Source organism: Brevibacillus fluminis (assembly GCF_003710825.1).
Classification (GTDB): domain Bacteria; phylum Bacillota; class Bacilli; order Brevibacillales; family Brevibacillaceae; genus Brevibacillus_D; species Brevibacillus_D fluminis.
Map to the genome: position 1 here is coordinate 1 of NZ_RHHQ01000026.1, position 24,665 is coordinate 24,665.

The 24,665-nt window shown below is 52.5% G+C and carries 22 protein-coding genes and 1 rRNA gene; 3 read left to right on the top strand and 20 right to left on the bottom strand.

Annotation, left to right across the window (positions count from 1 at the left end):
- From EDM56_RS28095 to hprK, 11 genes are all read right to left on the bottom strand, one after another.
- Nucleotides 1-171, bottom strand: a 16S ribosomal RNA gene (locus EDM56_RS28095); the annotation flags it as partial.
- A gap of 350 nt (nucleotides 172-521) precedes the next feature.
- Entirely contained in the window at nucleotides 522-1,169 is a 648-nt protein-coding gene (gene hisIE / locus EDM56_RS28100) for a bifunctional phosphoribosyl-AMP cyclohydrolase/phosphoribosyl-ATP diphosphatase HisIE (protein ID WP_122921261.1), read from the bottom strand.
- A complete protein-coding gene (hisF, locus tag EDM56_RS28105) occupies nucleotides 1,166-1,924 on the bottom strand; it encodes an imidazole glycerol phosphate synthase subunit HisF (protein WP_122921262.1) in 759 nt (252 codons plus the stop codon). The genes hisIE and hisF overlap by 4 nt, the downstream gene beginning before the upstream one ends.
- 1 nt (nucleotide 1,925) lies before the next feature.
- Nucleotides 1,926-2,663, bottom strand: a complete 738-nt coding sequence (gene hisA / locus EDM56_RS28110) for a 1-(5-phosphoribosyl)-5-[(5-phosphoribosylamino)methylideneamino]imidazole-4-carboxamide isomerase (protein WP_122921263.1) — start codon at nucleotides 2,661-2,663, stop codon at nucleotides 1,926-1,928.
- Nucleotides 2,660-3,280: an imidazole glycerol phosphate synthase subunit HisH gene (hisH, locus tag EDM56_RS28115; RefSeq protein ID WP_122921264.1), complete on the bottom strand. Its 621-nt coding sequence runs from the start codon at nucleotides 3,278-3,280 to the stop codon at nucleotides 2,660-2,662. Before hisH ends, hisA begins: the two co-directional genes overlap by 4 nt.
- A 1-nt stretch (nucleotide 3,281) precedes the next feature.
- On the bottom strand, nucleotides 3,282-3,878 hold the full coding sequence (gene hisB / locus EDM56_RS28120; protein ID WP_122921265.1) for an imidazoleglycerol-phosphate dehydratase HisB: 597 nt from the start codon (nucleotides 3,876-3,878) through the stop codon (nucleotides 3,282-3,284).
- A 23-nt stretch (nucleotides 3,879-3,901) separates the two neighbouring features.
- On the bottom strand, nucleotides 3,902-5,170 hold the full coding sequence (gene hisD / locus EDM56_RS28125) for a histidinol dehydrogenase (protein ID WP_122921282.1): 1,269 nt from the start codon (nucleotides 5,168-5,170) through the stop codon (nucleotides 3,902-3,904).
- A gap of 16 nt (nucleotides 5,171-5,186) precedes the next feature.
- Nucleotides 5,187-5,834, bottom strand: a complete 648-nt coding sequence (gene hisG / locus EDM56_RS28130; protein WP_122921266.1) for an ATP phosphoribosyltransferase — start codon at nucleotides 5,832-5,834, stop codon at nucleotides 5,187-5,189.
- The gene (locus EDM56_RS28135) at nucleotides 5,831-7,012 is read right to left on the bottom strand and encodes an ATP phosphoribosyltransferase regulatory subunit (protein WP_122921267.1); all 1,182 of its coding nucleotides are present in this window, start codon (nucleotides 7,010-7,012) and stop codon (nucleotides 5,831-5,833) included. The genes hisG and EDM56_RS28135 overlap by 4 nt, the downstream gene beginning before the upstream one ends.
- Before the next feature lie 275 nt (nucleotides 7,013-7,287).
- Nucleotides 7,288-7,773, bottom strand: coding sequence for an acyltransferase (locus EDM56_RS28140; protein WP_122921268.1), 486 nt, complete (start codon nucleotides 7,771-7,773; stop codon nucleotides 7,288-7,290).
- Nucleotides 7,774-7,796: 23 nt separating this feature from the next.
- Nucleotides 7,797-8,732, bottom strand: a complete 936-nt coding sequence (gene hprK, locus EDM56_RS28145) for an HPr(Ser) kinase/phosphatase (RefSeq protein WP_122921269.1) — start codon at nucleotides 8,730-8,732, stop codon at nucleotides 7,797-7,799.
- 303 nt (nucleotides 8,733-9,035) lie between these two features.
- Here hprK and EDM56_RS28150 point away from each other — a divergent pair, with 303 nt between their 5' ends.
- Both EDM56_RS28150 and EDM56_RS28155 read left to right on the top strand, forming a co-directional pair.
- Nucleotides 9,036-10,358 carry a sensor histidine kinase gene (locus tag EDM56_RS28150; protein WP_122921270.1) on the top strand — a complete coding sequence of 441 codons (1,323 nt, stop codon included), beginning with the start codon at nucleotides 9,036-9,038 and terminating at the stop codon, nucleotides 10,356-10,358.
- Nucleotides 10,359-10,371: 13 nt separating this feature from the next.
- A complete protein-coding gene (locus EDM56_RS28155; protein WP_183192624.1) occupies nucleotides 10,372-10,980 on the top strand; it encodes an accessory gene regulator ArgB-like protein in 609 nt (202 codons plus the stop codon).
- Between the two features lie 200 nt (nucleotides 10,981-11,180).
- Here EDM56_RS28155 and EDM56_RS28160 read toward each other — a convergent pair whose 3' ends face one another.
- From EDM56_RS28160 to uvrB, 3 genes are read right to left on the bottom strand one after another with little or no spacing between them, the layout of a single operon-like run.
- Nucleotides 11,181-11,540: a phage holin family protein gene (locus EDM56_RS28160; RefSeq protein ID WP_122921272.1), complete on the bottom strand. Its 360-nt coding sequence runs from the start codon at nucleotides 11,538-11,540 to the stop codon at nucleotides 11,181-11,183.
- A 6-nt stretch (nucleotides 11,541-11,546) separates the two neighbouring features.
- Nucleotides 11,547-14,414, bottom strand: a complete 2,868-nt coding sequence (gene uvrA, locus EDM56_RS28165) for an excinuclease ABC subunit UvrA (RefSeq protein ID WP_122921273.1) — start codon at nucleotides 14,412-14,414, stop codon at nucleotides 11,547-11,549.
- A 17-nt stretch (nucleotides 14,415-14,431) separates the two neighbouring features.
- Nucleotides 14,432-16,408: an excinuclease ABC subunit UvrB gene (gene uvrB, locus EDM56_RS28170; RefSeq protein WP_122921274.1), complete on the bottom strand. Its 1,977-nt coding sequence runs from the start codon at nucleotides 16,406-16,408 to the stop codon at nucleotides 14,432-14,434.
- A gap of 154 nt (nucleotides 16,409-16,562) precedes the next feature.
- On the opposite strand from uvrB, the gene EDM56_RS28175 reads away from it, so the two are divergent.
- Nucleotides 16,563-17,468 carry a flagellar hook assembly protein FlgD gene (locus EDM56_RS28175; RefSeq protein ID WP_122921275.1) on the top strand — a complete coding sequence of 302 codons (906 nt, stop codon included), beginning with the start codon at nucleotides 16,563-16,565 and terminating at the stop codon, nucleotides 17,466-17,468.
- 102 nt (nucleotides 17,469-17,570) lie between these two features.
- Here the strand turns inward: EDM56_RS28175 and EDM56_RS28180 are convergent, their stop codons facing one another.
- The 6 genes from EDM56_RS28180 to EDM56_RS28205 form a co-directional block, all read right to left on the bottom strand.
- Nucleotides 17,571-19,289 (bottom strand): hydantoinase B/oxoprolinase family protein, encoded by a 1,719-nt coding sequence (locus EDM56_RS28180; protein WP_122921276.1) that lies wholly within the window; start codon nucleotides 19,287-19,289, stop codon nucleotides 17,571-17,573.
- A 2-nt stretch (nucleotides 19,290-19,291) separates the two neighbouring features.
- A complete protein-coding gene (locus tag EDM56_RS28185; protein ID WP_122921277.1) occupies nucleotides 19,292-21,340 on the bottom strand; it encodes a hydantoinase/oxoprolinase family protein in 2,049 nt (682 codons plus the stop codon).
- Nucleotides 21,341-21,346: 6 nt separating this feature from the next.
- A complete protein-coding gene (locus EDM56_RS28190; RefSeq protein WP_122921278.1) occupies nucleotides 21,347-22,453 on the bottom strand; it encodes an S-methyl thiohydantoin desulfurase family protein in 1,107 nt (368 codons plus the stop codon).
- Between the two features lie 18 nt (nucleotides 22,454-22,471).
- Nucleotides 22,472-23,437, bottom strand: a complete 966-nt coding sequence (locus EDM56_RS28195; protein ID WP_122921279.1) for an ABC transporter ATP-binding protein — start codon at nucleotides 23,435-23,437, stop codon at nucleotides 22,472-22,474.
- Nucleotides 23,438-23,447: 10 nt separating this feature from the next.
- Nucleotides 23,448-24,425: an ABC transporter ATP-binding protein gene (locus tag EDM56_RS28200; RefSeq protein ID WP_122921280.1), complete on the bottom strand. Its 978-nt coding sequence runs from the start codon at nucleotides 24,423-24,425 to the stop codon at nucleotides 23,448-23,450.
- Between the two features lie 16 nt (nucleotides 24,426-24,441).
- Nucleotides 24,442-24,665, bottom strand: a 224-nt coding sequence (locus EDM56_RS28205; protein ID WP_122921281.1) for an ABC transporter permease subunit, incomplete at its 5' end; no start/stop codon positions are given.

Sequence of the window (24,665 nt, forward strand, 5' to 3'; positions counted from 1 at the left end):
AACCCTATCTGGTATTAGCATAAGTTTCCCTATGTTATCCCAGTCTTACAGGCAGGTTGCCTACGTGTTACTCACCCGTCCGCCGCTAGCCCCCGAAGGGACTCGCTCGACTTGCATGTATTAGGCACGCCGCCAGCGTTCGTCCTGAGCCAGGATCAAACTCTCCATTAAAGTTGAGTTGAAGCTGATTCCAAGACTTGCTTGGCTTGTTACATTATGTGATGTCACTTGGACAATCACGTTATCTTTTCGCTTTCGCTGTTCAGTTTTCAAAGAGCATTTTTGTCGAACAGATGTTACTTTATCACATTTGATTCGACAGAGTCAAGCTTTTTTCTCAACTCTTTTATTCATTTCGTGTCGCATCGTGGCGACATGAATTAATCTATCATATCCGAATAGCTAGAGTCAATACCTTTTTAAGAAAACTTCTATTTCATTCTTTTTCAAAACAAACAACGGTCTCCGAATACAACGGGTCACCTTACGTTGGAAGGTGACCCGTTCGTCGCATTTACCGACTATCGACGCTTCTGGAGCTCTTCTAAGACGCTGTCCAACGGCAGTTTTTGCTCGCGGAGCAGCACCAGCAGATGGAACAGCAAGTCTGCGGCTTCATATCGCAATTCTTCATGGCTGCGGTTTTTCGCTGCAATGATTACCTCAGCAGCTTCTTCGCCCACTTTTTTGAGGATCTTGTCGACTCCTTTTTCGAACAGGTAGGTTGTATAGGAGCCTTCTGGGCGCTCAGCTTCCCTCGAAGCAATCAAGCTTTCCAATTCGCCAAAAATCGCAAATCGGTCCGATTGCTTATCGTTGATCGCTTCAGCGGACTCCTCTCTTTCAGCGATCTCTGTAAAGCAGGAGTAGCTTCCCGTGTGACAAGCCGGTCCATTTGGCACCACCTTAATCACAAGCGCATCGCCATCACAATCGTAGCTGATAGAGGTGACTTTCTGCGTATTCCCCGAAGTAGCTCCCTTATGCCAGAGCTCTTGGCGTGAACGACTCCAAAACCAGGTTTCACCGGTCTCGATTGTTTTCTGCAACGATTCTTTATTCACGTAAGCCAGCGTAAGGACTTCTTTGCTCAATGCATCTTGCACGATCGCTGCAAGCAGTCCTTGCTCGTCAAAACGCAGGCTCTCCCACGGTATAGTCACTGTCATGGCCGCACCACGACTCCCTTCTCTATCAGATGACTTTTCACAGCTGCAATTGATGTTTCTTCATAGTGGAAGATGGACGCAGCGAGTGCAGCATCCGCTTTTCCCTCCGTCAGGACAGCCGCGAAATCTTCCGCTGCTCCTGCCCCACCGGAAGCAATTACCGGTATGCCCACCGCCTCTGAAACCGCTCGAGTCAACTCGATGCCAAAGCCTTTCTTTTCCCCGTCATCATCCATGCTGGTCAGGAGAATCTCGCCAGCGCCCAGACGTTCCGCTTCCTTCGCCCACTCAATGACATCGCGGCCCGTCCCATTGCGGCCGCCGTGGGTGAACACTTCCCATTTCCCTTCCGCGATGCGGCGGGCGTCAATGGCTACCACAATGCACTGCGCACCGAACACAGCTGAGCCCTCGGAAATGAGCTCCGGCCGCAAGACTGCCGCCGTGTTCAGCGATATTTTATCTGCACCTGCACGAAGAATTCGCTTCATATCTTCTACACTATTGATTCCGCCTCCGACAGTAAACGGAATCGTGATGTTGGCTGCCGTTCGTTCGATCACGTCCACCATCGTTTTGCGCCCCTCATGGGAAGCGGAAATATCAAGGAAAACCAGTTCATCGGCACCCTCTTGGCTATATTTTTCGGCAAGCTCAACCGGATCCCCGGCATCGCGCAAGCCTAAAAATTGCACGCCTTTGACGACGCGCCCATCTTTCACATCTAAACAAGGAATGATGCGTTTGGTCAGCATGCTACACACTCCCATTCATCCGGACAAGCGTCTCAGCCAGGTTGATCGCATCGGTGTAGAGGGCTTTGCCTACGATTGCTCCGCCCACGCCATCCGCTGCATAGTTTGCCAACGCAAATAAATCCTGCTCAACGCTCACACCGCCGGAAGCGATGACCTGTTTGCTGGTCGCACGCGCGAGGCTGACGATCTCCTCGATATTCGGCCCGGTTAGCGTTCCGTCGCGAGAAATGTCTGTATAAATAAAAGTTTCTGCTCCCAGCTGCACCAATTCTCGTGCAAGATCCTCTGCTTTTACATCGCTTGTTTCCAGCCATCCGCGCGTGGCGACAAAGCCTTTGCGGCAATCCAGGCCAATGGCGATCTTATTGCCGTATCGGGACAACGCTTGTTCCATGAAGGCCCGGTTCTCCAATGCAGCGGTGCCGATAATGACGCGAGCGACGCCACCTTCCAAATAAGCGGCAACATCATCAAGCGTCCGGATGCCTCCGCCGATCTGCACCGGCACATCGACAGAACGAGCGATCGAAAGCACCAGTTCTGCATGCACAGGCTGCCCTGCTTTCGCACCGTCCAGATCGACGAGGTGGAGCCAATTCGCTCCTTGCTCAACCCACTGCTTGGCCACATCGAGTGGCGACTCCCCATATACCGTTTCCTGTGCATAGTCTCCCTGGAACAGCCGCACGCATTTTCCGCCACGAATATCGATGGCTGGATAGATGGTAAAACTCACGTTGTAACCCCCTCACATTGTTTCGCAAAGTTGTCCAGCAGCCGCATTCCCGTATCACCGCTCTTCTCCGGGTGGAACTGCATGCCATATACATTTCCGCGACCTACGATGGCCGTCACATCCTGAAAATAATCAGCTGTTGCCAGCAGAACGTCGTCACTGTTAACACGCACATGGAATGAGTGAACAAAATAGACATAATCGCCATCCTTCACTCCATCAAGAAGCGGATTCGCGTCTTTTTTCAACGACAGCCGGTTCCATCCCATGTGTGGGATTTTATAATCACCTTGAAAACGGACCACTTCCCCGGAAAGCAGGCCAAGACCTTCATTCGAGCCATGCTCTTCGCTGCGCGAGAACAAGAGCTGCATGCCCAAACAAATGCCCAGTATAGGCTTGCCGCTCGCCGCGTAGTCTCGTAGTGCCCGATCCAAGGAAAGCTCACGAATGTTGCGCATCGCATCTCCAAATGCACCTACTCCAGGAAGCAAAAGTCCGTCGTAGGCGGACAGCTTTCCAGCATCGGTGACAAATTCGTAGTCATAGCTAAGACGTTCTAGCGCCTTGCTGATGCTGAACAGATTGCCCATTCCATAGTCAACGATCCCGATCATGTTACAATACCCCTTTGGTTGACGGCACGCCCTTGACGCGCGGATCAATGGAAGTGGCCTCATCCAATGCGCGGCCCAACGCTTTAAAGATCGCTTCAATCATGTGGTGCGTATTTTGACCGTAGTGCAGGATCACATGCAAATTCATTCTCGCTTCCAGCGCGAGCTTCCACAGAAATTCATGGACCAGCTCGGTCGGAAATTGGCCAACCTGCGTGGATGGATAGGCTGCGCGGTATTCCAGATGCGGACGGTTGCTCAAATCGATGACCACCTGTGCCAGCGACTCATCCATAGGGACAAACGCGTTGCCATACCGCTTGATTCCTTTTTTGTCGCCAAGCGCTTCCCGCAGCGCCTGCCCCAAGCAAATACCAATATCCTCGACCGTGTGGTGGTAGTCGATTTCGATGTCCCCTTTTGCCACAATATCCAAATTGAACTGCCCGTGCTTGGCGAACAAATCCAGCATGTGATTGAGAAACGGAACATCCGTCTCCAAGCGGTTTTTCCCTTCGCCATCAATGCCAAAGCCAAGCGTGATGTCCGTTTCATTTGTTTTGCGGCTGATGCGGGCGGATCGATTGACTGCTTCCATGATTGTTCTCACTCCTGTTTTTTCTATAGGTCTTTTAATCGTTCTTCTATCGCACGCGCATGGGCCGACAAACCTTCCTGCTCGGCCAGCGCCATGATTTTTTTGCCGTTGCGCGCCAAATCTTGTTTGCTGTAAGATACGACGCTCGATTTTTTGACAAATTCGTCCACAGACAAGCCAGATGCGAACCGCGCTGCACCATTGGTCGGAAGCACGTGATTCGTTCCGGCAAAATAGTCGCCTACAGGTTCTGAACTGTATTCTCCGAGGAAAATGGCTCCTGCATTCTCCACTTTGCCCATTTGTTCAAATGGATTTTCGATCAACAATTCCAAATGTTCAGGTGCCAGTCGATTTACGACATTAAAGCCGGCGTCCAGATCGTCAACCAGACAAATCGCTCCGTGATTCCGTATGGAGGCCTCGGCAATTTCACGTCTTGGCAGCAGTGCAACCTGCCGCTCAATCTCGATCGCCACTTGCTCTGCTAGCTTTTTCGAGTTCGTGACCAATACAGCCGAAGCCAGTGGATCATGCTCGGCTTGCGACAGCATATCGGCAGCCACATAGCGTGGCTTTGCTGTTTCGTCGGCCAACACGACGATCTCGCTTGGCCCTGCAACCATGTCGATATCGACCAGTCCATACACTTCCCGTTTGGCCAACGCTACATAAATGTTACCCGGTCCAACGATTTTGTCGACGGCAGGAACTTGCTTTGTCCCATATGTGAGCGCTCCGATTGCCTGCGCCCCACCCATTTTGTAAATCTGCTTCACACCCGCAATTTGCGCTGCCGCCAGGATCGCAGGATTGATCGTTCCGTCTTGGCTAGGCGGTGTCACGATAATGATTTCTGCTACACCTGCGATTTGGGCCGGAATGGCATTCATCAAAACGGAAGAAGGATACGCAGCAGAGCCGCCTGGAACGTACAGCCCGACTCGCTTCAGCGGCCGGATGATCTGACCTAGCAACGTGCCGCTCTCTTTGGTCGTGAACCATGATTGCCGAACCTGTCTGGCGTGGAAATCACGGATGTTTTGCGCCGCCTCGTTGAGCGCTTCCAGCACCAACGGATCAAGCTGCCCTGCCGCTTGCGCGATTTCCTCTTCGGTTACCCTGAACTGTTCCAGCCTGACCCGGTCAAAACGCTCCGTGTATACCCGTACCGCCTCGTCCCCTTCTTCCTTTACGCGCAACAGAATCTCTTGCACAGCACTTACCTGCGTTTCCGTGCCGCTATCGATGCTGCGTCTCGTATCGAAATTGGTTGAGCTGACAATTTTAATCACGTCGTCCCCACTCCTACTTCCGCTTTGGAATTACTTGCAAAAATTTGTTGGCAATGTCATCGACCGCTTCGCTTTTCATCCGGTAGCTGGCGCGGTTTGCGATAAAGCGTGTGGTGATTTCGCAAATATGCTCCATCTCAGTAAGTCCGTTCTCCCGCAACGTTTGGCCTGTGGAAACAATGTCCACAATCCGGTCAGCCAATCCGATCAGCGGCGCGAGCTCAACCGAGCCATTCAGCTTGATGACTTCCACTTGTTGGCCCTGCTCACGGAAATAGCGGCTGGCGATGCGCGGATATTTCGTCGCAACGCGCGGGGCCTCAACTGGCTTCCAGTCAGGCAAGCCAGCAACCATCATCCGACAGTAGCCGATCTGCAAATCAAGCAACTCGTATACGTCCCGCTCCTCTTCCAACAGCACGTCCTTACCGACCACCCCAACGTCTGCGACGCCGTATTCCACATACGTCGGAACGTCTGTCGGCTTGGCTAAAATAAATTCGAGCTGCGCCCCCTCTACAGGGATGATCAGTTTGCGGGATTCCTTCAAATCAGCGGTCACATTCAACCCCGATTGCTGTAAAAAGACGAGTGACTCCTCGAAAATACGACCTTTCGGCATCGCAATCGTCAGCTTCTGGTCATTGATTCCCCGTGTCATGAATTCCCCTCCTGCGCCACCAAGTAGATCGTCTCGCAATTTCCGCGCTGTTCGAATGGAGCAAGCGTTTCGCCATCGACCAGCAAATGGGTGATGACCACATTTCCTTCCTTGCGCAGCTGCTGTGCCATCGTCACAGCCCGCTCACGGTTGTCAGCCGCGTATCCAATGACGGTTGTCTTTTTTTCCACGCCTTGTTCAAAGGCTGTCACCTGCATCAGCCGATCCATTTTGATGGCAAAACCTGTTGCCGGAGCTGGTCGCCCAAACTGGTCGAGCAATTTGTCATAGCGTCCTCCAGTAACCAACGGAGAACCAAGGTCTGCCGCATATCCTTCGAACACAACGCCGGTGTAATAGTTGAGATTGCTGATCAAGTTGAAATCCAGTAAAACGTGCTCGGTGACACCGTAGGCTTCAAGCGCCTGCCAGAGCGATTCGATCGTTTGGACCGCCTTGCGCGCCTTGCCGTTGATCGTCAGCTCACGCGCCTCCGCGATTTTTGCCTTGCCGCCGCGCAAGTTCAAGATGGCATGCAGCCGCTTGCGATCCTGGTCGCCAATATCCACCGTGTCTGCCAAATGGCGATAGCTGACATAGTCGTTGTCATGTAAAAAGCGGCGGAACTTCTCATGGATGATCGGATCGGTAATGATTTCGTCCAAAAGCCCGTCGAGAAAATCGACATGGCCGATTGCGATCTTGATCGGCGAGACGTTCGCAGCTTGCAGGCAATAGATGGCGATCGCAATCGCTTCCGCATCAGCATCCACCGAAGCGTCACCAATCAGCTCCACGCCGGTCTGGAAAAATTCCGCATTGCGCCCCGCTTCTTTTTCCTGCGCACGGAACACATTCGCCTGATAGAACAAACGGATCGGCAGCGATACATCTTTATATAAGGAGGATACGACACGCGCGATCGGTGTCGTCATATCCGGCCGGAGAACGACGGTATGCCCTTGTTTATCCAACAATTTAAACATCCGGTCAGCCAATGTCGCGCTTGCCAACCCGACGGTGTCGTAATATTCCAACGATGGAGTGGCGATTTCTTCATAGCCCCAGCGCTCGATACAATGCTTCAATGCCGCTTCCAGATGCCGTTGTTTCGCCAACGACTCAGGCAATATGTCCCGCATGCCCAGCGGTTTTTCGAATACCAACGGCTTAGACATTGAAAATTTCCCCTCCGAATGCTTTACTTCTCTAACAAGATAAAGCGTTTTGTGTTAGACACACTTTATCACGTTATCAGAATACAGTCAACATGATACGGAAAAACACGGCTTTTGCTTGCATAAGAAAAACTTCTTTCAGAAGTTTTTTCAAGAAGCAGATCCTTCGATCTGTGGAAGTTTTCCTTCCGCTCCAGAATTTATAAGCGCATGCACTTATAAATTCTTATACGATGAAAAAAAAGGAGAGAATCAGTTCCCTCCTTTTTACAAAACTACAGTTCTTTGATGATTTGCATCGGATTGCCCCCGACAAACGTACGAGCCGGGACATCTTTATGCACAACGGTTCCCGCTGCCACAATCGCTTCGTCGCCAATGGTTACCCCTGGGAGAATCGTGCAGTTCGCTCCGACCAGCACCTTGCTCCCAATCCAGACATCCCCTAATCGATACTCGTCGACCAAGTATTCATGGGCCAGAATCGTCGTATTGTAGCCGATCACGCAATCGTCGCCAATCTTGATCCGCTCCGGAAACATAATGTCCATCATGACCATCAGTGCGACCGCCGATTGGCTCCCGATCTCCATGCGCAGAAAGGTACGATACAGCCAATTTTTCCAAGAAAGAATGGGACAATAGCGGGCCATCTGTATGACGGTAAAGTTTTTCATCACTTTCCAAAAGCTCACTGTCTTGTATAGCTGCCACAGCGGGTTAGCACCGTTCACCGTGTAGCGTTCCGTGTTACGAGGCATAGGTTACTTACGCTCCTTCACTCTCAATAGATGTCGGAATCCACATCCTCGATGGTATCGGTCAGCCGTCTGGAGAACGTCATCGCTGCGTTGTAGCCCATCCGTTTCAACCTGAAGTTCATTGCAGCCACCTCAATGATAACCGCCAAGTTACGGCCCGGGCGAACCGGCACGGTAAGAATCGGAATCTCGGTATCGATCAGCTTGAAGCGCTCTTCATCCAGCCCCAGCCGCTCGTACATTTTGTGCTCTTCCCACAGCTCCAGGCGCACGACCATCGCGATGTTTTTGGCGTTGCGCACGGCCCCCGCCCCGAACATTGTCATGACGTTGATGATGCCGACGCCGCGAATCTCCAGCAAATGCTGAATCAGCTCGGGCGCACTGCCGATGAGCTGCCCCTGTTGGGTCTGCCTGATCTCGACCGCATCGTCCGCCACCAGCCTGTGCCCGCGCTTGACCAGCTCGAGTGCCGTCTCACTTTTCCCGATACCGCTTGAGCCCATGATCAAGACGCCGACACCGTAAATGTCCGTCAATACGCCATGAACCGTGGATGTCGGCGCAAGCTTATTCTCTAAAAAGTTCGTTAACTTACTGACCAAACTGGTCGTCGCCAAAGGCGATTGGAGAATCGGGATGTTCTTCTCGTTGGAAACTTCAATCATCTCGGGCGCTACATCTTGATTGCGGGATACGCAAAGACAAGGCGTATTGTCCTGCATTAGCAAGCGCATCCGTTCCAAGCGTACCTCCCTGCTCAACGTGGAGAAAAACTCAATCTCCGAGATTCCCATCAGCTGGATTCGCTCAGAAGCATAGTGCGGAAAGTAACCGGCCAATTGCAGGCCCGGACGGCTAAGGTCGGTCACGGTAATTTCGCGACCTAGGCCTTCCTCTCCACTCAAAACTTTCATATGAAAATGTTCGACCACATTACTTACCTTAGTTTTGCGCATCTCTTTTTCCCCTTCTTTCGAGAAAAACGACTCGACGTTTTTCGTTCACGTGGATAAGACCATTGCCTGCAGCATGCGTTTCCTCTTCTGTCAGTATCACATGTGTTTCAGGCTCCACTTTTTATTATGTATATTGTAGCGAAATGGTAGCCCTAGCTACAACTACTTGATTTTCAGCGGAAATGGATATCGTTTACATAACCCGACTTTTCGCCTAAGATTAAAAAGACGGCCATCTGGCACTCCATCCATTACTATACATAAAGATAATTTGCACCAGATAGAAAGAACGGGGGCAAGAAAGTGGACATACTTTATAACTACTTATTCATTGACTTGCCAGAGGCGGTTATTGCACTCATGGCGGGAATGGCTGTTTTTAATTTATTTGTCTATCGCTCTAATGTAAAAAAGTATGTTTGGGTATCATTGCTATACTCCGCAGCAACAACTTTGATGACAGCACTAGACTCACCATACCAATTAAAAGTATTACTTTTGTTCTTTTGGATGAGTCTACTTATCTACTTCTTTTTTCAGTTCCCCCTAGGAATTACGGTCAGTATTACCACCTGCTCATTCATTTTTCTCATTTCGTCAGAATTTTTTATAATACTTCTGTTCCAAATTATAAATATTAACCTAGAAACACTGCTGGATACTCCTATTTTACTATTTTCGGCTGTTTGGCTGTATTTGCTTCTTCTGCTGACCATGATTTTTGTTATGAGAAAATTTAGTTTTGATATTAGAAGGTTAATACCTAAAACTAATCTGAGTAGAATTTTAGTACTTTTATTGCTCGTTGGCTGTGTTGAATTTTTATTGATTCTTACACTCAATACTGCTTTTGTCATTCAGAAGTATAATCCTACTTTTCTATACAATGCGGTTTACACCAACTTAGAGTTTTATCACGCCTTAAGCTTAGCCCTCTTTATCTTGCTAGTCATTTTATTTTGGAAGTACTTGTCATTAGCTCTAAATCGAGTTGAAGTAGAAACGGAGAAACCCTATCTACAAAACATCCAGGATCTCGTAACAGCTATCCGTTCGATCAAACATGATGCGGTCAATCACTATACAGCTTTGGATGGTTTTTTGAAAGTCGGAATGCATGATATGGCCTCTGATTATATCCAACATTTGCTCCGGGAGGCAACTGATTTAGTACAAGTAGTCGAAGGCGTCAAAAGTCCAGCAATCTCGTCCCTGCTACATTCCAAGATGGCCATTTGTGTTGCCAACCATATAACCTTTACGATTCGAATTCATACTTCTAAACAATTCGATCAGATGAAGTCGAAGGATCTAACCGCTCTCTTGGGGAACATGCTGGATAATTCAATTCGCGCTAGCCTTGAGGAACCAGATTCTAATCGTTATATCTTGCTAGAGTGGGGAGAAACTGAAACGGAGTATTACTTATTAATTGAAAACAGTGGTCCAACTATTCCTCCTGATAAACTAGAACAAATTTTCAATCTTAATTACACGACAAAATCTAACGGAATTGGAGGAGTTGGGCTAGCAGTTGTAAAAAATGTAGTTAACCAGTACGATGGCGCAATCACCTCATACTCAGAGAATGGTATCACGAGATTTCGAGTCGTCCTATCTAAGTAAAGGGGGAGTCCGAATGAGTTGGAGTGAAAAAGTATCCATTCGAATCGCAAGAAAACTAATTCCTGCAGAGTCTACATTTACGGTTGGTCAAGTATCGCATGGTATTGAGCTTTTTTTGCTGTATATTCTAACGATTACATCAATCATAATATGTTCCTTCATTTTTGGCTTCCTAAACGAGGCTCTCATCTTGTCACTCTCTTATTTTCTTTACCGTAACTTTACCGGTGGGGTGCATTTACAAAATTCTTTATCATGTTTCATTGTAGGTAATTTGCTAGTCTTGCTTATTTCTTATTTCGCTTCCATCCTTTCATTCGGGCATAACACAGCTTTAGTCGTTTTCCTTCTCTTTCTGTTTTCTTTCTTAATTAATCTGCGATACGCACCTGCTGAGCATACATACAACCGTGTTTCCGATAAGATTAAACGAAGAAACAAGAAAATTGTAATATTTTTACTATTTTTCGGTTGCGCCCTCTCCCAAATTTTGATATATTCTGAATATAAACAATTTGCATTATCTATCAGCTTCTCCGTAACTCTTCAAGCTTTACTCTTACACCCGTTTGCGTTTAGGTTGGTTAAACGTCTCGAAAATTTATTTACGAGAAAGGGATGAAGGGAAATGTTTAAGCGGTTAGCGGTACTCTCATGCAGTTTTTTCGCAATGTTATCCTCAATTAGTTTTGCTGGAATTATGTGCACTGGGTTTTTACACGAACCTAAGCCACCTCATCTCAGAGGCGAATAACAGTCTTTTAAAAAAAGCGTCCTGCCCCATCGGCAGAACGCTTTTTCTATTTTTCCTCGCATTTTTTATTAGTCAGACTTGCTCGTAATCTGCTCAATGCACCAGCCGAATAAACTCATCAGTGCTGCGGCCAAGACGGTTGTGATGAAGGAGTCTGGCCATGGGCCGACTTCGAAGCCTTCGATCAGGTAGGCCGTCAATGCGAACGTAATCGCATTGACGACGAACCAGAATAGGCCGAGCGTCAGCCAACGGAATGGCGTGGTGAAGAAGTTTAAGATCGGGCGAATCAGCGTGTTTACGATGCCTAAGATAAACGCGGCCAGGACGGCTACGCCGTAGCCTGTCACCTGAATGCTTTGGAAAAGCCAGCTAATGAAAAGAAGCGCTGCTCCATTCAGGAGCAGGCGGATGATCCAGCGAAACATTCGTTATCACCCCGTGACAAGCTGCTCGATTCGTTGTTGCGTCCGCTTGCGGTCACGCTCGAGTATCGGTTCCAAATATTGACCAGTGTAAGAGCCCTTCACCTTAACCACGTCTTCCGGCGTACCCGTCGCAACAATGTGTCCGCCGCGGGTACCGCCTTCTGGTCCCAGGTCAATAATATGGTCGACTGTCTTGATCACGTCGAGATTGTGTTCGATGACCAACACGGTATCGCCGTTTTCGACAAGTCGTTGCAGCACTTTGAGTAAACGATCGATGTCGTCAGTATGAAGCCCTGTCGTCGGTTCATCCAAAATATACAGGGTACGCCCTGTGCTTCTGCGGTACAGCTCGGAAGCGAGCTTAACCCGCTGCGCCTCCCCGCCGGACAGTGTAGTAGCCGGCTGCCCCAGTTTCATGTAGCCCAACCCAACATCCAACAGTGTCTGAATTTTGCGCTCGATGCGCGGCAAGTTCTTGAAGTACTCCAAGGAATCCTCCACCGTCATCTCCAAGACGTCGGCAATGCTCTTGCCTTTGTATTTCACATCGAGTGTTTCCCGATTGTAGCGCTTGCCGTGGCAAACCTCGCACGGTACGTAGACGTCAGGTAGGAAGTGCATCTCGATTTTGATGATGCCATCGCCGCTGCAAGCCTCGCAGCGCCCACCTTTGACGTTAAAGCTGAATCTGCCTTTTTTGTAGCCGCGCACCTTTGCCTCATTCGTGGAAGCGAACAGGTCGCGGATATCATCGAATACGCCGGTGTAGGTAGCCGGATTGGAACGCGGCGTGCGGCCGATTGGCGACTGGTCGATATCGATCACCTTGTCGAGATGCTCAAGTCCGGTCAGCTTACGGTATTCACCCGGCTTGGCTTTGGCCTTGTTCAGCTCGCGCGCTAGTGCTTTATGCAAAATCTCATTAATGAGCGTACTTTTCCCGGAACCGGATACGCCGGTGACAGCGACGAAAATACCCAACGGAATATCGACGCTGACGTTGCTCAGGTTGTTCTCCTTCGCCCCTTCGATGCGCAGCTTTTTGCCGTTTGGCTTGCGACGCTCCGGAGGTACGGCGATGAACTTGCGACCGCTCAAATAGGCACCGGTCAGCGAATTCGGGTTTTCCATCACTTCTTGCGGTGTTCCTTCTGCAATTACCTGCCCGCCATGGATGCCCGCTCCCGGTCCGATGTCGATGATATAATCGCACGCCATCATCGTATCCTCGTCATGCTCGACGACGATGAGCGTATTACCGAGGCTGGTCATGTGTTCGAGCGTCTTGATCAGACGTGCGTTGTCCCGCTGATGAAGACCGATGCTCGGCTCATCTAGAATGTAAAGTACTCCCATCAAGCTGGACCCGATTTGGGTTGCCAAGCGGATGCGCTGCGCCTCTCCCCCGGACAGCGTGCCAGCTGCTCGGCTCAATGTCAGGTAATCCAAGCCGACATCGATCAGAAACTGCAAGCGCGCTTTGATTTCCCTGATGATCAAATTCGCGATTTTGGCGTCCTTCTCATTCAGATCAAGGCCGCTCGCAAACCGATGGGCATCCGCGATCGACAAATCTGTCAGCTCGGAAATGGTGCGCTCCCCTACTTTCACAGCGAGGCTTTCCTGCCGCAAACGCTGCCCTTTGCACACCGGGCACGGCTTTTGGCTCATGAAGCCTTCGATCTGTTCGCGGATGAAATCTGAGCTGGTTTCCAAATGGCGGCGCTGCAGGTTGGGGATGACCCCTTCGAACGGAACAACCGCTTCCCGCACTTGGCCGAATTCATTTTCATAACGGAAATGAATCTTTTCTCCTTCGGAACCATACATAACAATCTGCACATGCTCAGGCGGAAGCTCCTCCATCGGAACATCCATGCGAATGTTGAAATGACGGCAAGCCGACTCCAGCAGCTGTTGATAATACGTCGATGACTTAGGTTCCCAAGCCTCGATCGCCCCTTCTTCCATCGATTTGGTCATATCAGGTACGACCATGTCGGGGTCAACCTCCAGCTTCACACCCAGCCCGTCGCATTCCGAACAGGCGCCATACGGGCTGTTGAAGGAGAAAATACGCGGCTCCAGATCGCCGATCGAGAAGCCGCAGACCGGGCAAGCGTGCTTTTCGCTGAACAATAGCTCCTCCTGATCGATCACGTCCACGATAACTTTACCATCAGCCAGTCGAAGCGCCGTTTCCAGGGAGTCAGCCACCCGCGAATGTGCATCCGGCTTTACCACGATCCGGTCAATTACAACCTCGATGCTGTGCTTTTTGTTTTTCTCCAGCTTGATTTCCTCTGACAAGTCCCTCACTTCACCATCCACGCGCACGCGCACGAACCCTTGCTTGCGGATGTCTTCCAGCAGTTTGACATGCTCCCCCTTGCGCCCTTGGACAAGCGGCGCGAGGATTTGCATGCGGGTCTTTTCAGGGAATTCCATGATTCGGTCAACCATCTGCTCGACGGTTTGCGACTGGATTTCGATGCCGTGCTCCGGACAAACCGCTTTTCCAATCCGCGCATACATCAGACGAAGGTAGTCATAAATCTCCGTGACGGTACCTACGGTCGAGCGCGGATTGCGGCTTGTCGTTTTTTGGTCGATGGAGATCGCCGGAGACAGCCCCTCGATCGAATCCACATCCGGCTTATCCATTTGACCAAGGAATTGCCTCGCATAAGCGGAGAGAGACTCTACGTACCGCCGTTGCCCCTCGGCATAAATGGTATCGAAAGCGAGCGATGATTTACCGGAACCGGACAAGCCGGTTAAAACGACAAACTTGTCGCGTGGTATCACCACATCTACATTTTTCAGATTGTGTGCACGTGCTCCTTTTACGACGATATGCTCTAGCGGCATGAAGTAGTTCTCACTCCTTAAAGATCAGCTTTTAGTTCCAATATCAAGTCACGAAGCTCGGCCGCCCGTTCGAACAACAGGCTGCGCGCTGCTTCCTTCATCTCTTCTTCCATTCGCGCGATCACCTCTAGGCGATCTTTTTTCGGCATCTTTTTAAATTCAGCATGCGGCAGGTAATCGGCCTTTTCCTCGGCGACGCGGGTCGCCTCGATCACCTCGCGCACCGCTTTCTTGACAGTCTGCGGCGTGATGCCGTGCTGCTCGTTATATGCGGTCTGGATGGCGCGGCGACGCTCTGTCTCGCGTATGGCAGCCGCCATCGAATCGGTCATTTTGTCAGCGTACATGACGACGCGGCCCTCGGAGTTGCGCGCGGCGCGGCCGATCGTCTGGATCAGCGACCGCTCGTTGCGCAAAAAGCCTTCTTTATCCGCATCGAGAATCGCGACCAACGATACTTCCGGCAAGTCCAAGCCTTCCCTCAGCAGGTTGATCCCGATCAGCACATCGAATTCGCCCAATCGCAGCGAACGCAAAATCTGCATCCGCTCGATCGTTTTGATGTCCGAGTGCAAATAGCGCACCTTGATGCCGATTTCCTTCAAGTAATCCGTCAGGTCCTCCGACATCTTCTTGGTCAGCGTGGTGACGAGAACGCGCTCGTTTTTGGCAATGTTCGCCTGAATTTCCCCGATCAAATCGTCGATCTGTCCCTTGATTGGGCGAACCGTGATCGTCGGATCGACCAAACCAGTCGGCCGAATCACTTGTTGGACCATTTCCGGAGAATGCTCTTGCTCGTATGGTCCCGGGGTCGCGGAAATGTAAATCAGCTGGCTTGTCTTTTCTTCAAACTCCTGGAACTGCAGCGGGCGGTTGTCCTTCGCGGATGGCAGACGGAAGCCGTGCTCAACCAGCACGTCCTTGCGCGCGCGGTCCCCGTTATACATTCCCCTGATCTGCGGCAGCGTCATATGCGACTCGTCGATCATAATGAGGAAATCTTTCGGGAAGTAATCGAGCAGCGTATAAGGCGCATGCCCTGCTGGCAAGCCGGTCAGATGGCGGGAATAGTTTTCGATTCCAGAGCAGAAGCCCATCTCCATCATCATCTCAAGGTCATAGCGGGTGCGCTGCTCCAAACGCTGCGCTTCCAGCAGCTTGCCTGCTGCGCGGAACTCCGCGAGCCGCTCCTCCAGCTCGGCCTGGATGTTTTCGATGGCGCGCTTCATTTTTTCCTCGCCAGTGACATAGTGGGAAGCCGGAAAGATCGCCACATGCTCGCGCTGCCCCAGCAGCTCGCCTGTCAGCACATCGATCTCGGTAATCCGTTCGATCTCATCGCCGAAAAACTCGACGCGGATCGCCTGATCGCCATGTGAGGCTGGGAAAATTTCTACCACATCGCCGCGCACGCGAAATGTACCGCGAACGAAATTGATGTCGTTGCGGTCATATTGGATGTCGATCAGCCGGTGAAGCACTTCTTCACGGCTTTTTTCCATGCCGACACGGAGTGACAAAAGCAAATTGCGGTACTCTTCCGGCGAACCCAAGCCATAGATGCAGGAGACTGATGCGACGATGATGACATCCCTGCGGTCAAACAATGAGCTTGTTGCCGCATGACGCAGCTTGTCGATCTCGTCATTGACGCTCGAATCTTTTTCAATAAAGGTGTCTGACTGGGGAATATATGCTTCAGGTTGATAGTAGTCGTAGTAGCTGACAAAGTATTCCACCGCATTGTTGGGGAAAAACTCCTTGAACTCTGCGCATAGCTGAGCGGCCAGCGTCTTGTTGTGGGCGATGACCAGCGTCGGCTTGTTCACCTGCGCGATCACCTGTGCGGCCGTAAAGGTTTTACCCGTCCCCGTTGCGCCCAGCAGCGTCTGATGGCGCTTGCCAGCATTCACGCCGGCAACCAGTTCGGCAATCGCCGTCGGTTGGTCACCGGACGGCTGATACTCGGAAACCAATTGAAAACGTTCCATGTTCCGTTCCTCTCCTTGTATCGTCTCATTCACCATTATAGCACAAAAAATACAAATTTAAGCCATTTATTCGAACAAACGTTTGTCTAAGTGTGCAATAGGGTTCTTCCGATAATACAAACATGAGCTAGTGTCTATGAAAAGGGGAGCATCCATGGCGGATTCCGTTACTAATAAAGTATATGTACCTGAACAATATAGCTATAAAAACCAAAAAGAAGCCGATGCGAGCGGCTTGAATTTTGACTCCAACTCTTTCATGAAGCTGTTGATCGAACAGTTGAAAAACCAGGACCCTCTCTCACCGATGGATAACCAGCAGTTCGTGCAGCAAACATCACTGATGGCGATGGTAGAGCGGTTGACGAAAATGGAAGAGCTGATGGAAGAGTCCAACAGCAGCTTGCTGAACGTCAAGGAATACGAGGGCTTGATCGGCAAGGATGCGACCTATACCTGGCAGCAGGAGGTCGATGGCGAGGTGACCAAGCAGACCCAAACGGGCGCCATCTCCGCTGTCAAAATGGTCGATGGCAAAGTGCAGTTCCAGATCAACGGAAACTGGGTGACACGCGACAAAATCACGGGCATCGAATCGAAATCGGTGACAAGCGGCAGCTTGCTGGACAACACGCTGAAGTACTCCCAGCTGATCGGCAAACAGGTGACGTATAAGGAGTCGCAATCAACGACCGTGAACGGCCAAACCACGACCACCGATGTGGAGAAAACAGGCGTCGTAAGCGGGATTTCCCTGAAGGACAACCAAGTCGAGCTGACGTTGGACGACAACAAAAAGCTGACCATGGACCAAGTGACGGGAATGAATGTTCAAGGCGACGAGAATGCCATCGACAACAATTTGAAGTATGCGCAGATGATCGGTTACGGTATCACCTATCAAGACGTCATCACGAATACGGACGGCTCCACCTCCACCAACGAAGCTACCTCCACGATCAAAGCGGTCAGCATGAAAAACGGGTTGGTCGAATTCGTCCTAGCAGACGGCAAAAAAGTGAAACCGTCCCAAATCACCGGTTACAGTTTGAGTCCGTAGGTTCACCTGTAAGACCGAATCGCGCTTCTTCCAACGCAAAAAGCCAACGAATCAGAGTCACAAGCCTCTGTCAATTCGTTGGCTTTTCGCATTAATTTAAAGTCATGCCAGGCGCACTGCAGTCAGTTCATATCCGTAATCGTTCGTTACCCGAACGCCGTACGTCCGCTCCGCTTCCTCGCGCGTGATGTAGCCGTTTTTCACATCATCTGCCACGCGCTGCGGTTCGCGTTGCAGCGGACTGCCGTAGCCGCCGCCCGAGCCGGTGATGAATCGGGCGATATCGCCTTTTTTCAAGGTGACCCCGCCGACTTTTCCGGTAGGTTCGTGCCATACGCCATCCTTAAACAGCTGAATCGCGTTGCGTGTACCGCTGTGCCCGCCGTTTGCTCCCCAAGGGACGAACTGATGGCGGCCAAAGGATGCGCTCACCTGCACCTCGTCACCGACGATGCGGTAATCGCGGATCAAGCCGCTTCCTCCGCGGCGTTCACCAGCACCGCCGCCGTCCGTATTCAATGCGAACTGGTCGACGATGATGCCGTAGCGGGCTTCCGCCACCTCGATCGGGATTACATACGTTTCCCCGTCACCGATGCAAAACTGGCCGGATTGCCCGTCCTGCGTCATGCCGGCTCCCCATCCGCCCGCGCTTGGCTCAACCAGCAGGAACAGCTCGTCGGTCTCCGGATGGCTCCCGCTGATGATCAGCGAGCAGACGCTGAGGAAATGGCCTGCCGTCAGCTTGTCCGCTGCAATCGGCATCAGCGCTTTCCAAATCAGCTCGCTGACGTACTCATTGCTTTCCCAGTAGATCGAGACAGGCGCTGGTCGCTCGGCGGTGAAAATCGTCTTGCGATCGGTCAGCACGCGGATCGGCCGGAATGCGCCGTCGTTGATCGATTGGGCCGGATTGGTGACGGCGACAAATACCGTCCGGATCGCCGATACCAGCCCGGTATAGGTGCTGTTGATCGGTCCCTGCACCTGTGGCGGATTTCCGCGGAAGTCGCAAATAAATTCATCGTCCGTGATCTCCACCTTGACGTGTACCCGAAGTGGTCCGCTGCCCATCCCGTCATCATCGATCCAGTCTTCCGCTTCATAGACGCCGTTTGGCATTTTGCGCAGAGCGGCGCGGGCGATGGCCTCCCCTTGATCAAGCAGGCGGTTCATGCTGTCCAGCACGGTTTGCGCGCCGTACTTTTGGCAAACTTCCTTGATCCGTTTTTCCCCGGTGCGCAGTGCCGACACCTGTGCCCACATATCGCCGATGGAAAGATCCGGCGTCCGCACGTTCACCTCGATGATGTCGACCAACGCCTGATTGAGCACGCCACGATCAAAGAGCTTGATGCAAGGCAGCTGCAGCCCTTCCTGATAAATCTCCGTCGCAAGCGGGGTCCAGCTGCCCGGCGCCATCCCACCGATCTCAGTCCAGTGGGCTTTGTTCGCCGAGAAGGCAACCAGTTGGCCTTCGTAAAAAATCGGCATTACCAGCGCGACGTCGCTTAGATGGGAGCCACCGCCGCTGTACGGCGTATTCGTCATGATCAAATCGCCGGGGTGCAGATTATCCCGGAACTTTTCCAACGTATCCTTCACCGCGAAAGTCAGGTTGCCCAAAAAGCCGGTGATACCGTTGCCTTGCGTCAGCAGATCGCCTTCCGCATTGGTCAGCCCTGTCGCGTAATCGAGCACCTCATAAATGATCGGGCTTTTGCTCGTGCGCTGCAGCGCATAAAACATTTCATCGCTGATCGCGATCAGCTTGTCTTTGACAATTTCCAGTGTAAACGGGTCGGTCACCGTACGCGTCATGTCTATTCCGCTCCTTCCACAATCAGATTGCCATACTGATCTACCCAGCAGCGTTGATCCGGGTAAATGACAGATGATGAGGAAGGCTCCTCGACGATCGCCGGACCATCAAAACGCTCGCCCGCTGCCAGCAGGTCACGCTGATACACCGGAATTTGCTGCCAGCCGAACTCGTCCAAATGCACGCGTCTGTTCTCGACGATCGCCTGCTCGGCTGCACCTCCGCCCGTCCATTCGGCGATCTGCGGTTTTTCCAAGCGGCCGAATCCGGTCATGTGCAGATTGACGATTTCCATTTCGGAATCCGGCAAACGGTAGGAATAGTGCTGCTCATGCAGCAAGTGGAAACGTTCGCGCATTTGACTCAGCAGCTCGTCCCAATCGACGTTGTCCGGTACGGAAACTTTTACAGTATGCTCCTGGCCGGAATAGCGCATGTCGACGTACAGCGAGAGCGCGATTTGCTCTTCCGCGATGCCCTGCTCGGTAAAAATTGCGTGTGCCTCCCGCTTCATTTGCGCCCATTCGGAATTCCACGCATCCGGGGACAGTTCACCCAAACGGCAGTTGTACGTGCGCAGCCAGTCTTTGCGCAAATCGGACAGCAGCATGCCCCAGGCGGAAAATACAGCGGATGCTACCGGCACGATGATGCGGCTGATTTGCAGCTCGCGGGCCAGCGCCATCGCGTGCATTGGTCCGCCGCCCCCCATCGCCACCATCGTATACTCGCGCGGATCATGACCACGACGGATGGAAATTAGCTTGAGCGCATTGACCATGTTGGCGTTTGCCTTGCGTACGATGCCGAGCGCTGCCTCTTCGATGCTGGTGCCATACGCGTCCGCAACTGGCTTCACAGCTTGTCGTGCCGCTTCGATGTCGGCTTTGATTTCGCCCCCGAGGAAATTCGCCGCATTCAGGCGACCAATGACAAGATTAGCGTCAGTTGTTGTCGCATTGGTGCCCCCGCGTCCGTAGCAAGCCGGTCCCGGCATCGAGCCTGCGCTTTTCGGTCCGACGTGCAGTGCGCCGCCTTCATCGAGCCAGGCAATGGAACCGCCGCCGTTGCCGATTTCGACGATATCGACGACCGGCACTTTGATCGGATAGCCTGCGGAGCGATGGTCCCACTCGATTTTGTAGTCGGTCGTAATTGAGATTTCGCCCGATTGAATCAGCGAGCATTTCGCCGTCGTGCCGCCGATGTCGAGCGCAATGACGTTTTCATAGCCCAACAGGTTGCCCAATACCGCCGCTCCGTACATCCCAGCAACCGGGCCGGATTCGACCAGGTTGATCGGGGCTTGCTTGGCATGTGCAAACGTGGTGATCCCGCCGTTTGACTGCATGATCGTTTTGAGTCCGGTCGCCCCGTTTTCAATCAGGTGCTTTTCGAGCTTGTCCAAATAGTTGGCGGTGAGCGGCATCACGTAGCTGTTCAAAATGGCGGTGTTGGTCCGCTCGTACTCGCGCCACTCCTTGGTGATTTCGTGCGAAGCCGTCACGGCCGCTTCCGGCCAGACCTGTTTGATGTAGCTTGCGATCGCTTGCTCATGGACGGGGTTTTTGTACGCATGAATCAGGCAGATCGCAATCGCCGTCACGTTTTGCGCACGGAAATGTGCGATGATTGCATCCAGCTCCGCGACATTTAGCTCTTGCAGCACTTCTCCCTTATGGTTCAATCGTTCATTGACTTCCAGACGCAGATGGCGCGGTACGAATGGCACCGGCTTTTTGAAGGAAAGGTTGAACAAGTCCGGGCGATTGCCGCGGCCGATCTCCAGCACGTCGCGGAAGCCTTTGGTCGTAATCAGGCCGGTTACCGCGCCTTTGCGTTCGGTCAACGCGTTGATCACCACAGTGGAACCATGCACGAAAAAGTCGATTTCCTCGCCGCTGATGCCCGCTTTTTTGATGACATTGAGCACGCCTTTCTCAAAATGGGGCGGGGTCGTGTCTGATTTGACCATACCGACCTGGCCGGTTTTTTCATCTAAATAGACAAGATCGGTAAACGTTCCGCCGATATCTACTGCTACTCTCATATCCGATTACCTCCCCTTCACGTCTGCGTACGTGTGACGTGGCATCCCGATGTATTCCGGACCAAAGATGGACAGGCCGCGGTCGCTCTCCCATGCGGCAGGCGCTCTGAAGGTAATGACCGCCACATCCATGCCGGGCTGGCAATCAGGATTCAGGATTGGCATGCCGGTTTTGCCATCGACGATCGTAATCAGCTCGGGGATGATCGAGAGCAGCTTGCCGCCGCGCTTGGCGGTCATATGCTCGTTGCGGTACCAGAGCGCAAGAGGCTCCTGGTCATCCACCCCAGCTAGCGGATCGATCAGTACGTTCCCTTCGGTAAAGCCCTTCACGTCCTGCCAATCCGCTTCACGGACGATCCCTTTCATCAAAAGCTGTCCGCCCCCAGCCGCGACGATCGCTTCGATTGGGTCGCCCCCCTCTTCATTGGCGAGGCGCATCGCGCGTCCGACCCGTTCGGCTTGGGTCAGCGTGCCTTTGATGACGGATTGCTTCAATCGTTTTCCGTCGACCGGATGATCGCAGACGCCTGCGAGATTGCCGCACTGGATGGCGAATCCGCGCGCGATCATTTCGGCGTGAGAGTGATCCACGACATTGGTGACGATCATCGTGTCGCCATAGCGGTTGGACAAGGCAAACGGCGCAATCGATACGCCGAACACATTGAACGTCGTATGTGCCAGATCAGGCACAGCGCGACCGGCTGGATCGGCATCCACCAGCGGAATGCCGATGCTTGCCGCCGTTTCCATCGCGCAGGCTGTATTGCCTCCCAGTTCTGTCGCCATCACAGCTTGGATCGGTTTCCCGAGGTACTTTTCCAAGGCCCGATAAGCCAATGTCGGCACTTCCTCCGGCATAACCGGCAAATGGGCGAAGCGCTTGACGATCTCCTCCGCCGGCGGCGATACCGATCCGACGTAATACGGTGACGCGACCATCCAGTCGTCGCCGACCTCATCAAGCGAAACCAGCTCGACTTTTTTCCCTTGCGCGTACATGTTGCGAACGACTTCAAGCGCTTCCGTGAGGCTTCCGCCACCACCTGTGCCGTAAATGCACGCGCCGTGCAGCATATCTTCCAACTCTTGCAGAGTAATTGTTCTCATCGTTATGTGGTCCCCCTTTTATCCGCAGGCGACCTGACAGCGAACCCAATGTCCCGGCTTCACTTCCAGCAGCTGCTGCGGTGTCGTTTGACAAGTGTCCATCTTATGTGGACAACGCGTGGCAAAACGGCAGCCTGCTGGCGGATTCACCGCCTTGGGCATCTCCCCTTCGAAAAAGGAGAGCGCAAACTCGGTTTCATCAATGCTCGGCAGCGACTGTAACAGCAGCTGCGTATATGGGTGCAGCGGATTATTGAAAATCGATGCCGCATCGCCCATTTCAACGATTTGCCCCAGATACATGACCGCCATCCGGGTGCACATGTGTTTAATCACGCTTAAATCATGGGAGACAAGCAAATAGGTCAGTTTTTTTTGCTCCTGCAGGTCTTTCAGCAGATTGAGAATCTGCGCCTGCACGGACATGTCGAGCGCTGAGGTCGGCTCATCAAGGATGACCATGCGTGGATCAAGCGCGATTGCCCGCGCGATCCCAACGCGCTGCCGTTGCCCACCACTTAGCTGGTGTGGGAACCGTTTGGCGAAATCGGCCGGCAGCCCCACCTGCTCAAGCAGCTCGCGGACCTTCGCCTCACGCTCCGCTTTGGACAGCTTGGTATGGGTGACGAGCGGTTCCTCTACGATGGCGCCGATCTTCATCTTCGGGTTGATGGACCAGAATGGGTCCTGAAACACCATCTGGATATGCTTGCTATTTTCACGCGCCTCCCGCTTGCCCATCGAAAACAGGTCTTGTCCTTCAAAGCGAACCGTCCCCGCGGTGGGGCGATACAGCTGCAGCAGCGTGCGGGACAAGGTGCTCTTGCCACAGCCCGACTCGCCGACCAGACCAAAGCATTCGCCGGGTTGCAAGGAGAAGCTGACATCATCGACGGCATGCACCGTCTGCTTATCGCCTAGCCAGCCTGTGCGAACGGTAAAAAACTTGCTCAGTTGCTCCACTTCCAAAATCGGTGTCGTCATCGGTTTCCTTTCACCTCGCTTCTTCCAGCGGTTCAAAACAAGCTGCTTCATGCCAATCGCCAACGGTGGCAAGCGGCGGCACCGCTTGACGGCATTGGTCGGTCACGCGCGGACAACGGTTGGCAAAGCGGCACCCGCCCCCTACCTCTGCAGGGCTCAGCACCCGTCCGCTGATTACCGGCAGTCGGTCGCGCTCTTCGCTGATGCGCGGAATCGCGTCCAACAGCATGCGCGTGTACGGATGGCGCGGCGAGCGGAATACGGCCTGCGTCCGACCCGTCTCCACGATCCGCCCCGCATACATGACGGCGATGCGGTCTGCCATCTTGGCGACAACACCCAGATTGTGCGTGATGAACAGCACGGATGTGCCTTTTTCCTTCTTAAGCTTATCGATTAGATAAAGGATTTGTGATTGAATCGTTACATCCAAGGCGGTCGTTGGCTCATCGGCGATCAGCAGCTTCGGCTCACAGACCATTGCCATCGCAATCATGACGCGCTGCCGCTGCCCACCGCTCAGCTCGTGCGGATAGCGGTTCAGCATCCGGGCTGGATCGGGCAGCCCAACGAATTTCAGCGCCTGAATTGCGCGTTCACGCGCTTCTTTGGTCGAAACGCCGGTATGCGTGCGGATGACATCGATAATCGGGTCGCCGATACGGAACACCGGGTTGAGCGAGCTCATCGGGTCTTGGAAAATCATCGTGATCTCTTTGCCGCGAATGTGGTCAAGCTGCTTGCGCGAGCATGTCAACAGATCAGTTCCTTCAAACACAATACGCCCGCTGCCGATGTACGCCTTTTGCGTCGGAAACAGCTGCATAATCGACGAGGCTGTCATCGATTTGCCAGAGCCGGTTTCCCCGACCAGCGCAACCAACTCACCCTCATGAAGCGTCAAATGCTCCAACTCCAGAGCCGTGATCTCCTGGGTGTGCGTCTTGATGCGCACCTGGACGTCTTCCATGTTCAGCAATTGCTTCATTTCGTCCTCCCCCTTCTCACTGGTCTCTGGTTTTCGGATCGAGATAATCCCGCAATCCGTCACCTAAAAAGTTAAATGCCATGACCGTCACCAAAATGAACAAGCCCGGGAAGGTGACATACCACCAGCTGGTCAGGAAAAAATTCCGCCCGGTGCTGATCATCAATCCCCATTCCGGTGTTGGCGCCTGCGCACCAAGGCCCAAAAAGCTGAGCGAGGCTGCCGTCAAAATGATGGCGC

What these genes read in the sequence shown, in the direction of transcription:
- hisIE (WP_122921261.1), bottom strand. Translation starts at nt 1,169, where the DNA reads ATGACAGTGACTATACCGTGGGAGAGCCTGCGTTTTGACGAGCAAGGA.
- hisF (WP_122921262.1), bottom strand. Translation starts at nt 1,924, where the DNA reads ATGCTGACCAAACGCATCATTCCTTGTTTAGATGTGAAAGATGGGCGC.
- hisH (WP_122921264.1), bottom strand. Translation starts at nt 3,280, where the DNA reads ATGATCGGGATCGTTGACTATGGAATGGGCAATCTGTTCAGCATCAGC.
- hisB (WP_122921265.1), bottom strand. Translation starts at nt 3,878, where the DNA reads ATGGAAGCAGTCAATCGATCCGCCCGCATCAGCCGCAAAACAAATGAA.
- hisG (WP_122921266.1), bottom strand. Translation starts at nt 5,834, where the DNA reads ATGACACGGGGAATCAATGACCAGAAGCTGACGATTGCGATGCCGAAA.
- EDM56_RS28135 (WP_122921267.1), bottom strand. Translation starts at nt 7,012, where the DNA reads ATGTCTAAGCCGTTGGTATTCGAAAAACCGCTGGGCATGCGGGACATA.
- EDM56_RS28140 (WP_122921268.1), bottom strand. Translation starts at nt 7,773, where the DNA reads ATGCCTCGTAACACGGAACGCTACACGGTGAACGGTGCTAACCCGCTG.
- hprK (WP_122921269.1), bottom strand. Translation starts at nt 8,732, where the DNA reads ATGCGCAAAACTAAGGTAAGTAATGTGGTCGAACATTTTCATATGAAA.
- EDM56_RS28155 (WP_183192624.1), top strand. Translation starts at nt 10,372, where the DNA reads ATGAGTTGGAGTGAAAAAGTATCCATTCGAATCGCAAGAAAACTAATT.
- EDM56_RS28160 (WP_122921272.1), bottom strand. Translation starts at nt 11,540, where the DNA reads ATGTTTCGCTGGATCATCCGCCTGCTCCTGAATGGAGCAGCGCTTCTT.
- uvrA (WP_122921273.1), bottom strand. Translation starts at nt 14,414, where the DNA reads ATGCCGCTAGAGCATATCGTCGTAAAAGGAGCACGTGCACACAATCTG.
- uvrB (WP_122921274.1), bottom strand. Translation starts at nt 16,408, where the DNA reads ATGGAACGTTTTCAATTGGTTTCCGAGTATCAGCCGTCCGGTGACCAA.
- EDM56_RS28175 (WP_122921275.1), top strand. Translation starts at nt 16,563, where the DNA reads ATGGCGGATTCCGTTACTAATAAAGTATATGTACCTGAACAATATAGC.
- EDM56_RS28180 (WP_122921276.1), bottom strand. Translation starts at nt 19,289, where the DNA reads ATGACGCGTACGGTGACCGACCCGTTTACACTGGAAATTGTCAAAGAC.
- EDM56_RS28185 (WP_122921277.1), bottom strand. Translation starts at nt 21,340, where the DNA reads ATGAGAGTAGCAGTAGATATCGGCGGAACGTTTACCGATCTTGTCTAT.
- EDM56_RS28190 (WP_122921278.1), bottom strand. Translation starts at nt 22,453, where the DNA reads ATGAGAACAATTACTCTGCAAGAGTTGGAAGATATGCTGCACGGCGCG.
- EDM56_RS28195 (WP_122921279.1), bottom strand. Translation starts at nt 23,437, where the DNA reads ATGACGACACCGATTTTGGAAGTGGAGCAACTGAGCAAGTTTTTTACC.
- EDM56_RS28200 (WP_122921280.1), bottom strand. Translation starts at nt 24,425, where the DNA reads ATGAAGCAATTGCTGAACATGGAAGACGTCCAGGTGCGCATCAAGACG.